Source organism: Allobaculum stercoricanis DSM 13633, from assembly GCF_000384195.1.
GTDB classification, from domain to species: Bacteria; Bacillota_I; Bacilli_A; order Erysipelotrichales; family Erysipelotrichaceae; genus Allobaculum; species Allobaculum stercoricanis.
Genome location: NZ_KB913034.1, coordinates 1,425,300 through 1,440,325 on the forward strand (window position 1 = coordinate 1,425,300; position 15,026 = coordinate 1,440,325).

Sequence of the window (15,026 nt, forward strand, 5' to 3'; positions counted from 1 at the left end):
TAGCGTGCTGGGGATGTCTTATTTTGTCCTGTGGAGCATATAACTGCTCTATTTCATTTGATCTTGATCTTATGATTAGATTAGTTTTGGTGGAGTTTTTCCATAAAACGTTTTGCGTTTACCGTTGCTCGTTTATGAACGCCTTTACCTAAACATTTTTCACCTTGCCAAGCAGAAACGTTGAATGTATAAATTTTTCCATTTTGTTCAACGAGTTCACTGACAACACGAACACGAGCATGCAATGCACTTGGCGCATCGTGCGTCACATTCATCAAAATACCAACTGTTGTCATTCCTTCATCACAGTTTGTGATTTTGCAAGACGCTTCTTCCATCCAAGCAATCATTTGTGGTGTAGCAAGTACTTCTAAATCTCCGCTGTGCATTGTTACAGCCAAATTTTCTGGTTGTACTTCATGATATAAAATAGAATACATTTTCATTGTGAATCCTCATTTCTTCTTTCTTTTCCCATTCAATCTTACGAACATTTTTCTAATGATTTGTATGGTTTGTTTATATTTTAAGGTGAACCTCTACGATTTTCCATCGTTTTGTTTTCTCTATAAAAAAGCGAGAATCATTTGTCAAAATAAACTGATTCAAATCCTTATTGACCTCTGATTCATTGCCTATAGCTTGCTTCGTTTAAATTCATCATGAGATCCAAATTCCAAGAAAAATTCATTCATCATTCTTATTTTTTATTCTTGATCAGAAAGTCTGTAAGCTTTTATAAAAGAGTAAAATTCGAATCATTTCCATCGTCTGATTTGATTTCACATTAATTTTGTTTAAGCTTTAAGCATGGACAAACAACAACAAAATGACATCCGTCTATTCAAAAAAGCAAAACGACGAGTCGCTATCGTTTTAATTCTGACCTACCTTGTGATCTCAATATGGCCTGGTGCTGTCTATTTCCTTTTAGATCAACCAATATTCCCACGACCACCGCAATTTACGATCTATTATCTGTTGGCCATGATCATTGAGATGGTCGTTTGGATGTTGATCTTCTTTGCACTTTCCTCAGGAAAGCCAGCGACAAGATATTTATTAATCATTGGGATTCTTGCCCAATTTGGTTTTGTCGGCTACTTAATTTATTCGGTCTTTTTACTCCCTGAATACGTTTTAGTCTTTGGGTTATGGGCCGCACTAGAAATGGTGCGCAACGCCTTATTATTGTGGCTAAATAAATGGTTAAGACATTCTTGGTACGCCAAGATCTTCTTTGATAAAACGATCACCGTTTCCAAGAACGATCGAAGAAGTCAAAAATGGAAAACTCCAGCTGATCAACAAAGCGGCTATCAAGACCCATATGATCCACGATATGATGATCGCTATACTGATCCAAGCGCTTATTCACCAAGATATGACGATCGCTATATCAATGAATATGAAGATGATCGTCGCTACTCCAACCCATATGATCAAAGATATAACCCACCTTATTCCACACCTTATGGAACGAACTATCGTGATGGGTATGATCAACCTTATCCAAACGCCCCACAATATCAGTCTTACAACAATGAGGGCTATGGATATGACGAATATGATGATGAATACGACAACGGCTATGCCAATGAGTATTCTGACCCTTACGCTAATGAATATGATAACGATGGTTATACACAAAGCGGATATGGGTATTCCGCTTCTACCGATTATGAGAATAACAATCGTTATTATCCGCCACAATATAGTCAACCTGATCAATTTGACGCAAATGGCTATGATGACTATGTCGATGATGATCCATATGGACAACAAGATTACTACAATCAAGCGGATATTCAATCTTCCTACTTACAACAAGATGTCGAAAATGAAGAAGCGATTCGCGTTCAACCGCAAATTCCGCTCGACATGGAAGGTAACAGTCTTGAATCTGCGCGAACTAGACGCCAACTCGAACAAGAACATAGACGAACGCTTTCCGCTCGTTATCCACGAATTGCCCTGCATATCGCTATTTGTGTATTTGGAGAATTGATTCTCTTTCCTGCTCTTGTGCATATCTTTCAAAACCATTTTGTTTCGATCGATAACACAAACGTCTTTGCTTTAAACTTAATGTTCACACTTAGTATCCTAACTGCCGCCATTTGGACTCCGGTGATTTTCTTTTTGTACCTAAAACAACCTGGTGTCAAAAAAGCGATTTATCTTTCGACTTTTGTTCAAATCGTATTCATTGGCTTTGGCGGATGGATGCTTTGGCAATTCCATCAAAGTGAAACGATTACGTACTCCAATAAAGTCTTCCTCTACTTTATCGGTTTAGAATTACTTCGCTATGGCATCTTATTCTTTGTGCTCAAACCGGCTTATAGCCTTGAGGAAATTCGCAAAAACAATTCTGATCTGAACGATGAATTTGATGATCAAGGAAATCCTTATTCAAATTATTCGTTTGAAATTACTGAAGAAGATCCTCTTGAAGACGTCGATGAAGATGAACAACCTTTAGGTGAGCGATTGAAAGAAGGAAGTGTTCTCATCGCAAAAGCAACGAAAAAAGGAATTCGCCAATTCCTTGATTCTTCAAAAAAGAAATAGTCAAGCAATTTTGTTCAATGATTCTGCTCCAATTTACAGTTGTAGATTGGAGCTTTTCTTTAAGTTGTTGATCCAAATGATCATTCTACAATCCTCAAAACATTGCTGGTCCATCATCTATAAAAAACAACTTTCTCGTTTCTCGAATCAAAAAAGGCCAAAATAAATTTCGTTGTGATCAAAAAAAGACAAGTTCTTTCCACCAAAGAATATGGTCGTTGAACTTGTCTTTTTATAGATATAGAAAAGGAAGATAAGCTTGACCCCCATCAAAGCGCTTATCTTCCTTAAAGTATTAAAGCACAGTTTTCTTAAATAATCTTTAAAAAAGCACGGCATTTTTAAAATGACGTGCTTTTTATGACATTCATTAAATTTTAACGCATGTTTTCAATGCATCACTTCAATTAGTGTTTAATGATTGTATCTCTCCAGTGTTCGTTTGGTTCAACACCTAAGATTTCGCAAACTGTTGCTGCGATGTTGGATAAACCTAAATCGTCATCTTGTTTAAGTTCGCAATCATAGTTGTAAACGATAAATGGAACACGGTTTAATGTATGAGAAGTTTTAGCTTTTAATGGAGCACCTGGTTTTTTCTGTTTTTCATACATTTCATCAGCATTACCATGGTCAGCTGTAATTAACAGAACACCATCAACAGCTTTAACTGCTTCTAATACACGACCTAATGCTAAGTCAACGGCTTCAACACCAACAACAGTTGCTTCTAAGCTTCCTGTATGACCAACCATGTCACCGTTTGGATAGTTAGTTCTTAAGAAGTCATATTTTCCAGAACGGATTGCTTCGCAAAGTTGATCTGTGATTTCAGCAGATTTCATCCATGGACGTTGTTCGAATGGAATAACATCGGATTCGATTTCTACATAAGTTTCGAGGTTTTCGTCGAATTTAGCAGAACGGTTTCCGTTCCAGAAATAAGTCACGTGACCATATTTCTGAGTTTCAGAAATTGCATATTCGTTTAATCCAGCTTGAACTAATTGTTCAGTTAAAGTGTAGTGGATTTTTGGTGGTTCAGTTAAGTAGTTCTTTGGAATCTGAGCATCTGCATCATATTGCAACATTCCGGCAAATTTAACTGCTGGTACTTTAACGCGGTCAAATTTATTGAAAGATTCATCGCCATCAAATGCTAAAGAGATTTCTTGCGCACGGTCACCACGGAAGTTAAAGAGGATTACAGAATCGTTATCATCAATTGTTCCTTTTGGTTGTCCTGCTTCATCCACTAAAACAAATCCTGGTAAATCTTGGTCAACTACACCCGTTTCATTACGGTAAGTTTCGATTGCTTCAGTTGCTGTGTGGAATTGTCTTCCTAAACCACGAACATGGATTTTCCATCCTTCTTCAACCATTGGCCAGTTTGCTTCATAACGGTCCATTGTAATTTTCATACGTCCACCGCCAGATGCGATTTGGGCATCAAAGTTCGCATCGTTTAATCCAGCCATGAAGCTTTCGATTTCATCGATGTATGTTAATGCAGAAGTTTCAGGAACATCACGTCCATCTAATAAAACGTGTAAACGAACACGTTTTACACCTTCAGTTTTAGCTTGTTCGATTAAAGCTTTTAAATGATTAATATGAGAGTGAACATTTCCATCGGACAATAAGCCTAAGAAATGTAAAGTAGAAGCATGATCTTTAACGTTTTGTACTAATTCTTTCCAAGCTGTAGAGTTAAACATTTCTTTAGATTCAATGTTTTCGTTGACCAGCTTAGCGCCTTGAGAATAAATCTGACCAGAACCAATTGCGTTGTGTCCAACTTCAGAGTTTCCCATGTCATCATCAGTTGGAAGACCAACTGCTAAACCATGTGCTCTTAATTGAGTGTGTGGGCAGTTTTCCCAAAGTTCATCTAAATGTGGTTTATAAGCCATTTTAACTGCATTGCCTAAAACGTTATCGTTGATACCAACACCGTCCATGACAACGAGTACTACTGGTTTCTTTGCCATTAAAAAATTCCTCCTTCGAATTTCAGATCATTATTATTATAAACATTTCACGAACAATCGAAAACTCAAAACACCTGATTCACGCCATTATTCAAAGCTACTGATCAAAACAAAGAAAAACATACATATGAAAGCAATTCAATTTTGAAAGCTGAAATCTAAAGACAATCTAATCTCGTTTAAACGACTCTCGTTTCTTATTTGTGATCCCATTTCAAGTCACTCTATTCCCTTATTGAATTAAAAAAGATGCCCAATCAATATGACCAGACATCTTTGGATTCTATTCTTGAATGGTTTAGACCATTCATTTTAATTTGATCGCTTTAAATCAAAATTTTATTTTTCAATAGGTGCTGTACGGAAGGCTAATCCTTCATCCTGCCAACCATAGGAAACTAATACATCTTTTTCTTGTTTATTCATTGTGTAATGATGGTTTCCATCATTTGGATTATAAACACGGAAGACTGGAGCACTCTGTGGTTTTTTAGATGTATACCATGCAACCTTTTCATCATGCCAACCGAATGAAACAAGAGTATTTTTCTCTTTTTCATCTAATGTGTAATGATGTAATCCGCTATTTGGATTGTAGACACGATATAATGCTTGACCATTCTGTTCTTCTTCAGCCATGAATGCAACGCCTTCAGCATCCCATCCAACACTTGCTACATGTTTATATTCTTTTTCATCTAATGTATAAAGGTGTTCACCATTGTTTGGGTTATAAGCACGATAAACTGGGTTTAGTTGAACAGTAGCGCCTCCGCCAGAACCAGAAGTAGGTGCAGGTTTTGTTGCAACTTCTTTGTCAGCAGTCACTTCTTGTTTGTCAACAACTTCATTTTCCTGAACTGTTGTTGTTGTCGCATTGTCCGGATTTGTTTTTCCACCAGTTTGATAATATCCTGCTTTTTGAGCCATAACGTCCGCTTTAGTGTCAGACATCGTTAGTGTTACGGTTCCTTGAGTTTGTGAAGCATCATGACGGCCATCTCCTAATAAGATATCGCCATTTCCACAATTTGATTTTCCTTCACTATAAGTAATCTCACAGTTTTCTACAGAAAGATTGGACGTTGCTCCCTTTTTAGCCACAATACGGATTGGAGCAGCATATGTTTCTGTGCCGTTTTTAGTAGCTAAACCACAATCAGTAAATTCTGTGTCCTTAATATTAACAGTTTGTTCGCCTTCGACTTTGTGATTCATATTGAAAGCTACATCGATATTTTTAAATTCACAGCCTTCAACATTAATTGTTCCATTGTAATTGCTATAGATTGTTGTACCCAAGTTTGCATTAGGATAATTCTTGCCATCTTGATCAAGAGGATCACCAACAAAACTACAATTTGTAAGATTAATATTAACGTCACCAACTTTATCTATCACTTCTCTTTGAGAAACATAAACACGTTGCATGTTTTTACAGTTATTAAAGTTTAATGTAATGTTATGCGTTGTATGTCTTTCTCCCCATGCAGCAACGCCATCCAGATCATTAACAGTAACAGTAATGTCTTTTTCTAAATACTGTCCATTAGCATTATCTTCAGCACCAGTTGTTCGACTAAATTTATAGGTATCAACCTCTAAATCGCGTTCACCTGAACTTACATAGGCACCGTTACCATGAATGATCAAATCATCAGCTACATGACCATGAGTCATTTTTCCAACATCCTTACCAGGTCTACAGTGGATTTCTTTAACACCAGTCGTTGTTTGATCTTTGAATGCAGCTATAAGTGCCTTTTCAAGAGCACCGTCACAACCGTTTTCTGGGGTATTATTAAAATATTCTCCATTATAGAAAACTGTTAAAGCTTCCTCTTTACCTTCAAAGATTTTATTCGGATCTGTTTCATTTAAAACGTTTGCATTTTCATTGATAACTTCAAACGTATTATCTTGCGCAAATACAATCGCATTAGACATTGTTGTGCATGTCATGCATAGGGCAGTTAGACTCCCTAACATCGCACTCATTCTTTTCTTATTCATCTTGTACCCTTTCTATTATGGATTTTTTCATCCATTCAATTTTCTATACACGCAAAAAGGCCTAGAACCACTTTCTTGTTGTGACTCTAGGCCGATATAACTTGATTGAATTGCACGTAAAAAGTACAGACTTAATCTGTCTGTCTGTCTGTCTGTCTGTCTGTCTGTCTGTCTCAGAGTAGCGTTTATTCAACATGACTGTCAATTCCTTTTTACGTATATTTACTTTGTTTTAACGTGTATAAATCAATTTTATTTTACAAGATTTCATTTTTTATGTCTGTATTTTTCTTGAAGCTTATACATAAAATTCATGCTTTTTTCATTCATCATGCGAGTCATTCTCACTTGTATTGAAGAGCCATAATTTATTGTTTACCCTATAAAACGTCATTTTAAAGCGAGCATCTTTAGTAAAAAAAGCAGAAGATCATGACAGTTATTTGTCTTTCTCTTCTGCTTTTTGATTGTATTTTATGAATTGTTTTAAAAGATCAGTCAATCGCATGACTATTCTTCAGTTTGATTTGCTTGTGTGCTTTCCAAAAAACGAGATAAGAATTGTTTTGTTCTTGGGTTCTTTGGATGATTGAACACTTCATCAGGCGTTCCTTGTTCGGCAATTACACCTTTATCCATGAAGATCACACGTGTTGATACGTCTTTGGCAAACTGCATTTCGTGGGTCACGACGATCATTGTTAATCCAGATTTTGCTAGACCTTTCATAACGTCTAATACTTCGCCGACCATTTCTGGGTCTAATGCGGAAGTTGGTTCGTCGAAAAGTAAAACTTCAGGATCCATGGATAAAGCACGGGCAATCGCAACACGTTGTTTTTGTCCACCTGATAATTTTGTAGAAGGTTTAGATAAGAAATCCGACATACCAACTTTTTCTAAATGTTCTTTGGCAATGCGAATTGCTTCTTCTTTAGAACGTTTTAATACTTTTCTTTGTCCTAAAACGCAGTTATCTAATACGTTTTTATTCGCAAAGAGGTTGAAGTTTTGGAACACCATACCGACTTTTGTACGGTAATCTGTTGGCTTCAGTCCAGAGTTAAGAATATCTTGATCATGGAATCGAATCGAACCAGAATCAGGGATTTCTAATAAGTTAATGCAGCGAAGAAGTGTCGATTTACCTGATCCAGAGGAACCGATAATGGAGATAACTTCTCCTTTTTCGATCGAGAAATCAATGTCGTGTAATACTTCTTGACTTCCGAAGCTCTTTTTTAAATGTTCGACTTGGATGATGGATTGACTCATGCTGACATCTCCCGGAAGATTGGTTTCTTTTCTTCTTCCTTATCCCTTAACATTTTTCGTTCAATGAAGTTTAACAACGCTGTTGTTAATGTAGTTAAGATCAAGTAAATAATCGCTGTGTCGAAATAGATTTCAACAAATCGCATATTACTTCCCGCAATAGAAGAAGCCTGGAAGAACAATTCCGTAACGGAGATAACGTTCATCATACAAGAGTCTTTTAAGTTAACGACTAATTGGTTTCCAATTGCTGGGAATGTATTTTTAATTGCTTGTGGGAAGACAACATAGATCATTGCTTGGAAGTTGCTCATTCCCATAGATTTACATGCTTCAAGCTGTCCGGCATCTACGGATTGAATACCAGATCTTAAAATTTCTGCCATGTAGGCACCTGTATTAATGGAGATAATCACAAAACCAGCTGTGATTGGGTTCCAGTTTAAAACAGGACGTAATAAATAATAAATAAAGGCGGCCTGGATCATCATTGGTGTTCCGCGGAATACCCAAATATAGAATCCGGTAATCCAACGACCAAATTTCTTTAATCCTTTAACAAAAGTGGAATCGAGTGGATCCATTGGAATGGCACGAATTGCACCAATGATTAATCCAATTAAAAATCCAAAGACGGTCCCGACAATCGCAAAGGCGATGGTAACTTTTACTCCATACCAGAACATTGGCCAATTTTTGAGCAATGCGCTCCAGGCATATGACCAGTCAATTTGCATAATGTATTAATTTCCTTTTTATTTGTTTATCTTATTCGTTTGTTGGGGCGTTATTTACCGCATTTTGCATATACTCTTCGCGAGTTTCTTGCGTAATTTTATCTAAAGCTTCTTGAACAGCGTTGAATTCTTCGCTATCACGAGAGTTGTTTTTCAGACCGATTGATACGGCTGTATCGATATCGAATCCTTTGCCTTCTTCAAACGTAATATATGTTAAATCTGGGTTTGCTTCACAAATTCCTTTTGCGACAGGAAGTTCAGCTGTAATTGCTTCTGCTTCACCTGTTTGTAAAGCTAAAACAAGTTCTGGGTAAGCAGATTTTGGTACAACGTGATTTACGCCTTCGATTTGGTCAATCACTGTATCGTAGTTTGTATTTTTTTGACCAATGACTTTGTGACCAGAAAATTGTTGGATATCTGTGAAAGATTCTAATTCACTTCCTTTTGGTACAATTAATACCATTTCAGAAGAGAAGTATGGAGTTGTAAAGTCAATTCCTTCTTCACGTTCTTCGTTTGCAGTCATCCCGGCAACAATAGCATCGATTTCACCGGAATCTAAAGCTGGTTGTAAACCATCCCAGTTAATTTTTTTAACAACGAGTTTTTTACCTAAGTTTTCAGCGATGTCTTGAGAAATCATGACATCATATCCATCGCAATAACCTGCTCCGCCACCAAGTTCAACAGCTGTATCACTGCCTTCTACTTGTTGCCAGTTAAATGGAGCATAGTTACATTCCATTCCTACAGTAAATGTATCTGAATCTGCAGATGCATTAGATGCAGTTGAACTACCATTTGATGCACTTGAGCATCCTGCAAGAATCATCATCGCACATGCGGCAGCTGACCAAAGTTGTTTTTTCATATCGTATTCTCCTCTTTCTGGAAATAAAAAAACCGTGGTTGCCCCACAGCTCAAAAAGTTGTTTCAAGATAACACCTCTTCGACTGAAGGAGTCTACGTAATATTTTCACGTAGCCCAACATTTAGACTTACCAGTCTAAACATTTCGGCGATGGTTGCCTTTCTCTTGCTTCATCGAATGTCTTCTCCACAAGATACTCATCTGCACCGCAGCCTTTATCTTTTATTTCTCATTTAAATGCCACCATACTAACAACATCTCTTATTGATGTCAACGAACTCTCTGTCTTTTCGTAACTTCCGCTCTATTTCCTTTAAAAACAACCACTTTTGCCTAATCATTCTTTATTTGTCTACAATTCATTAACAATTCATTTCTCATATTTCATAATTTTGCTACAAAACTTAAAAACTTAGCGTACTTTCATCCTTTCTGATTTTTATTTTTGACTACTTTAGCGCATTCTTCTTCTTTTTTGTGGCCAACTATTCATTCCATAACATCAATTTTTCTTGTTCAAACTTAAAAAAATGCCTAAGGAAAATCCCTAGGCATTGTCTGAATCATTTGATTTATTTTTTTCCTTAGCAATAAACATCATCATCAACTAAATCGTTAATTTGATCTTGGATAATGGCTAAAGCAGCTGGGGAAATGAAGATCCCCAAAACAGCGAGTAACACTGAGTTATCGGATCTTGTTCCTCCGGATAAACGATAGAGTGCTTGTCCGGCTTTCCAGAAATAATAAATACTATAAATACCGCAAGTCACAAATGTGAGAACAACGACGATAATTGGATCGCCAATTTCGCGAATTCCGCGTCTTTGGCACATTCTGTTAATATCCGAAACAGTCGCATAAAGCCAGAAGATTTCGAAAAGACCACAAGTCAAAATCGTTAATAATAAATATAAGATAATGCTTCTTGGACTCACGCCCACATTTCCATAATATGGATGTCCTTGGTGTGGTGGATGAACTTCATCAAAAGGACCATTGGCGTAATTTTCTTCATCATATAAAGGGCGATCGGTATTGGCATAACCTCTTTGATTTTCAACATCTTCAACAAATGATGTTCCGCCGCCATAAGGATTATAGGATCCTAAATAAGCTGCGAATTTTGTATCTCTTAAATGTTTCCAATCTCTAAATCCTTCACGCCAAACATAAGATTCACCTTCAATTTCGCCTTCATGAATCTTTTTGATCATCACTTCTTCGGAGAATGGGCCTACTGTGCGGTTACGATAAACGTAATACCATTTTTGATCTTCTTCAATTTGAGGATCTTGTTCTGTTTCACTATCTGTTGCATCATTTTGTTGGGACCCCAATGGAACTGTCGGAATTCCATCTTGGTTGACTGTTGCATTGGAATGAGCAGCTGTACTGGATACAACACCTGTTAATTCAGTTACTGCTTCATGGACAGAAGTTACAGTTGAAACTTCATCTTGAGAAACGTTTTGAACTTCTTCTTGAACTGGAGCTAAACCAAGTTCTACATATAGTTCCGTTTCCTTTAAACGCGTCCATGCCGCCATTCCCTTTTTCCAAATAAAAGTATCTGGCGTAATCTTATTTTCAACAATGATCGCTTCAAATTGTTCCGGACTGAAAGGCCCTTGTGTTTTTCCGGCATCAACGTAATACCAACGTGTGTTGGATTTTTCTTCTTGAACAGTAGGAACTTCTTCAGCCATTTCTTCTTGTTCGTTTTCTTTGGCTTCATTTGTCAAAGATGCTTCAACTACCAAATCATCTTCAGTTAAAGCTTGTTCTGATTGTTCTTGATCACTTGTTTTTGTTTGTTCAACATGATCTTGTTCAAGATCAGCTGGACAAGAATCAGAGTGAGTTTGACTTACTTCTTCCAAAACACTTTCTTCTTTTGGATCTGCATCTGGTAATGGAGATCCACATTCTTGACAGAAACGTGCTTGATCATCTGATTCTCTATGACAAACTGGACATGTTTTCATATCATTATTTCTCCTTAAAAGATGAGGAAATAAAAGATTGATCTCTTTTTCCTTTTATAACCTATTCTTTATTTTCTTCTTATTGTATTGAATTCATCGATCCTGAATTTGAGATTGTTTTTTGATCACGATGAGCCTTACGAAAAACGAGATGACTCAATGGATCAAGTACCACAAAAAAGCAGTTATAATCGATGACGATTGTATTATTACAAAAAACTCTAAAGAACTTTTTAAGATTTATCTATAATTCAAATAATTTTCTCGTCTAAAAGTCCGCATATTCGAGAAGATTGTCGCAAATTGCTCTATTTTAATCGAAAAACACATTCTTTTGTGCATAAATCATATACACACAAGCCATCCATTTTCTGAATAGATTGACTGATTGAACGTATTTAACTTTTAATATTTAATCCTTTTTGATTAATACAAAGTTAAAGTTGACCTTACTCTTTTGATTTCTTTTTTGAATGGAGAAAAGTTGTTTTTCGATATACATAAAACTCGTTCATCACTTTATAACAATATGGAAATATCGTTATGCTCCATCTGGATCATTCTTCATTTAAATATAAAAATAAACTCCCAATCTATGAGTGAAATGCTCATATTTGATCAGGAGTTCTTCGATTTCTTTTTGAAATCACAAAACTAAATTCATCTTTCCTCTTTTTGCTTAATGCTTCTATTCCATTTCTTATTTTAAGCAAATTAAGAAAGACGATGTTCCCCTTCTACTTCTGGGGAGAATTGAGCTGCTAACATATCGACAAAGTCTTCTGCCAATAATTCTAAAATAGAATTCACTAATACTTGGTTATTCGCAAATTCGTCAAACTCTTCGCCTACACCAAAATATTCAAAACATCTGTTGAATGCGATCGCTTGTTGTAAACCACCATTGCCCATAACCATAAAACTATTGCGCACAACAACGTCAGGGAATCCTTCATTGATTCCTGCTTGTACTAAATATGAAGAATCATTTGTCATGAATCGATCAAACTCAGTTGCGATAATCGAAGCTGTTAATGCATCTCGAAATAATTGTTCTTTATCTTCCATTGGAAAATCTTCCGTAGGAAAGTCTGCTGTATATGTACGTGTCATGTATTCAGTCTACTTCTTATTTTCCATTCTGTGAACACCTATTTTAAACAAGGATCAAAAAGCAACTATATATCGATTGATCTAATATTTATCACGTAAAACCGAACAAATTCCGCCTTTTTATCAAAATTCGATGCTTAAAATTTGATAAAGTCACATTTATCTTTTCCTTTATTTTTCCATAGACATGAAGCGAAGAGAAACAACTCTATACGATAAATTTTCAAACCTAATAAGATTGGATAAAAATTTATTTACAGAAAATATATTTTTATTTTCTGTAAATAAACGTGCTATTGTTTACTTACATAGATGAAGCAGCTGAGAAAAAACTTTTTCAGTTGCTATTAAAAAATAGGAAGATTGTTTGTAAAGACCCCCACCGTCATCATTGTGTCAAAAAAGTGAATATAAAACCCAATCGTTCTATAAAACATTTTGACAACAACCAGACCCGATGCACGTTCAAAAAGATAGATTTATGATCATCTAATCATTCATCCATCTTGAATCACCACAAAATTGGATCGAAAAAATTAAAACTCATGCATCTAATCAAGAAAGATCTTCAAACAGAAAATAGAATCATTACTTTAGCGTGAATCACGACAAGACCATCCCCTTCATATCGGGCATCGAGTTGACATGCCCCTTGCTCAATGCAGTAGGTTTTATATTCGGCTAAGTTGACCTCTTTATTCTCACTTCGTAGATCCGCTATTGTCTGTTCTATCTTTCTTGACTTGTGTCATCCTCTTGTTTCTGATCTGTTTAGCCTGTTTTGAAAGTAGGATTGGATACAAATTCATCTCTCACATCTTGATGAAATGTGCGATGTAAAACAAACTTCCTTTCAATTTCTATATGACCTTGTCCTGCAAGCGTTAATTTTCAAACAGAACAAAACGATCAATAGTTTGAAAGAAAGCAAAAACATCATTTATCTTTTCAAATAATCCTCTCTACTGACCACGGAGGATTTTCTATGACCAATCAAGCATTACTCTTCATCACTTCTTTTTGTCTGTTCACGAACATGACACCTTATTCTTATTCAAATCAAAGCATGCGATTGACAACAAGCCCCAAGATCCATAAAGTCATCCAAACCGATTTGCATAACGACATTGAGCAGACGCAATTTACAAATGAAAGCTATCCAAAGTCCAAACACATTTTAGATTTATCCAATCGAAACCTAACTAATGCACAACTCCAAACAGAACTAGCAAAAATTGCTGATCCTCTATCCCTTCATGTATTAGATATTTCCAACAACAAACTCACTGGAAAAATCGATCTAAGTTCCTTTATAAACTTAATGATCTTGGACTGCTCTAACAATCAAATCGAGCAATTAAGTGGTCTTACCCCTCTCCTTGCTCGCATTGACTGTTCCAACAATCATCTAGGCAGTCTGTTTTTAGAGCATATGATCTATACGTCAGATAATGATCTTGTTGAGATGATTGAAGGCCTAGATTTTGATCCTACAAAGTTAGGAATTCAAAACAAATTCTCCAATCAAACGATCCATCTTTCTGTCGCAAAATCTGCCACAATTCTTGGACCAAAAGAATTTCCACTTCTTGCCAAGAATGAGAATATGCACGACTTAAAAGGAGCATCTTTTGTCAATGGGGATAATGCCATCAAAGTTACCGCAGATGAATTTTCTTATCAATATACTGTCGCCAAAAACAATAACTTCAAGCCAACGCCTGAATATTCTTTAACCGTCACCGTCCATCTTGATCGCTACGACGATGGTCAAATCCACAACCCATCAATTAATATTCCAGGTGAAATTGGTCAAGGTACAATTGGTAAACAAGACGAAACAACAAAGCCACAATCTATCTATCGCCTCTACAACCCAAATTCCGGAGAACATTTTTATACAACTAGTGTGCAAGAAAAGAATCATTTAGTTCAAGTGGGATGGAGATATGAAGGAATTGGCTGGCAAGCTCCCGAATTATCCATGCAGCCGGTTTATCGCCTCTATAATCCCAATGCCGGAGATCATCATTACACAACGAATGTGAATGAGCGCAATACCCTACAAACTCTTGGTTGGAAATATGAAGAAATCAGCTTCTATAGTGATGAATTTAAAAGTATCCCACTCTATCGCCAATATAATCCAAATGCGATCTCTGGAGCCCATAACTATACGACCGATAAACATGAAAATGACACACTTGTTTCTTTAGGATGGAGAGCCGAAAACATTGCTTGGTACGCATTAGAAAAATAGAAAAGAAATCAAAATAAACAGAACTAGAAGCACAATCAAAATGTTCAATAAAAAAACAAAAATAAGAATAAAAAATTTTCAACCTTTGCTCAGAGTCAAACACTCTGGGCTTTTTCGTTTAAACGCAAAAATAAAAATAGACATTTTCACTTTAGATAAAGTGATAACAAGAAATAACTCACTACACCATAATT

10 protein-coding genes and 1 riboswitch are annotated in these 15,026 nt (G+C 36.2%); of the genes, 2 read left to right on the top strand and 8 right to left on the bottom strand.

Annotated features, from left to right (window positions below; genetic code table 11):
• Positions 1-80: 80 nt before the first annotated feature.
• Positions 81-446 (bottom strand): thioesterase family protein, encoded by a 366-nt coding sequence (locus ALLST_RS0106575; protein WP_019893337.1) that lies wholly within the window; start codon positions 444-446, stop codon positions 81-83.
• Positions 447-810: 364 nt separating this feature from the next.
• Between ALLST_RS0106575 and ALLST_RS0106580 the strand changes: the two genes are divergently transcribed.
• Complete coding sequence (locus ALLST_RS0106580) at positions 811-2,574, top strand: hypothetical protein (RefSeq protein WP_019893338.1); 1,764 nt, start codon at positions 811-813, stop codon at positions 2,572-2,574.
• A 407-nt stretch (positions 2,575-2,981) separates the two neighbouring features.
• Here ALLST_RS0106580 and gpmI read toward each other — a convergent pair whose 3' ends face one another.
• From gpmI to ALLST_RS0106615, 7 genes are all read right to left on the bottom strand, one after another.
• Complete coding sequence (gpmI, locus tag ALLST_RS0106585) at positions 2,982-4,568, bottom strand: 2,3-bisphosphoglycerate-independent phosphoglycerate mutase (RefSeq protein WP_019893339.1); 1,587 nt, start codon at positions 4,566-4,568, stop codon at positions 2,982-2,984.
• Between the two features lie 339 nt (positions 4,569-4,907).
• Entirely contained in the window at positions 4,908-6,581 is a 1,674-nt protein-coding gene (locus ALLST_RS11095; protein WP_019893340.1) for a hypothetical protein, read from the bottom strand.
• Between the two features lie 510 nt (positions 6,582-7,091).
• Entirely contained in the window at positions 7,092-7,856 is a 765-nt protein-coding gene (locus ALLST_RS0106595; RefSeq protein WP_019893341.1) for an amino acid ABC transporter ATP-binding protein, read from the bottom strand.
• The gene (locus ALLST_RS0106600; RefSeq protein WP_019893342.1) at positions 7,853-8,593 is read right to left on the bottom strand and encodes an amino acid ABC transporter permease; all 741 of its coding nucleotides are present in this window, start codon (positions 8,591-8,593) and stop codon (positions 7,853-7,855) included. The genes ALLST_RS0106595 and ALLST_RS0106600 overlap by 4 nt, the downstream gene beginning before the upstream one ends.
• A 31-nt stretch (positions 8,594-8,624) precedes the next feature.
• Complete coding sequence (locus tag ALLST_RS0106605) at positions 8,625-9,470, bottom strand: transporter substrate-binding domain-containing protein (RefSeq protein ID WP_019893343.1); 846 nt, start codon at positions 9,468-9,470, stop codon at positions 8,625-8,627.
• A gap of 61 nt (positions 9,471-9,531) precedes the next feature.
• A riboswitch (Lysine riboswitch) is annotated at positions 9,532-9,697 on the bottom strand.
• 358 nt (positions 9,698-10,055) lie between these two features.
• Positions 10,056-11,459 (bottom strand): GYF domain-containing protein, encoded by a 1,404-nt coding sequence (locus tag ALLST_RS11100; RefSeq protein ID WP_019893345.1) that lies wholly within the window; start codon positions 11,457-11,459, stop codon positions 10,056-10,058.
• A 714-nt stretch (positions 11,460-12,173) separates the two neighbouring features.
• A complete protein-coding gene (locus tag ALLST_RS0106615; RefSeq protein WP_169336056.1) occupies positions 12,174-12,527 on the bottom strand; it encodes a hypothetical protein in 354 nt (117 codons plus the stop codon).
• 1,030 nt (positions 12,528-13,557) lie between these two features.
• Here ALLST_RS0106615 and ALLST_RS11300 point away from each other — a divergent pair.
• Positions 13,558-14,832 (top strand): leucine-rich repeat domain-containing protein, encoded by a 1,275-nt coding sequence (locus ALLST_RS11300; protein WP_019893347.1) that lies wholly within the window; start codon positions 13,558-13,560, stop codon positions 14,830-14,832.
• Positions 14,833-15,026 lie beyond the last annotated feature (194 nt).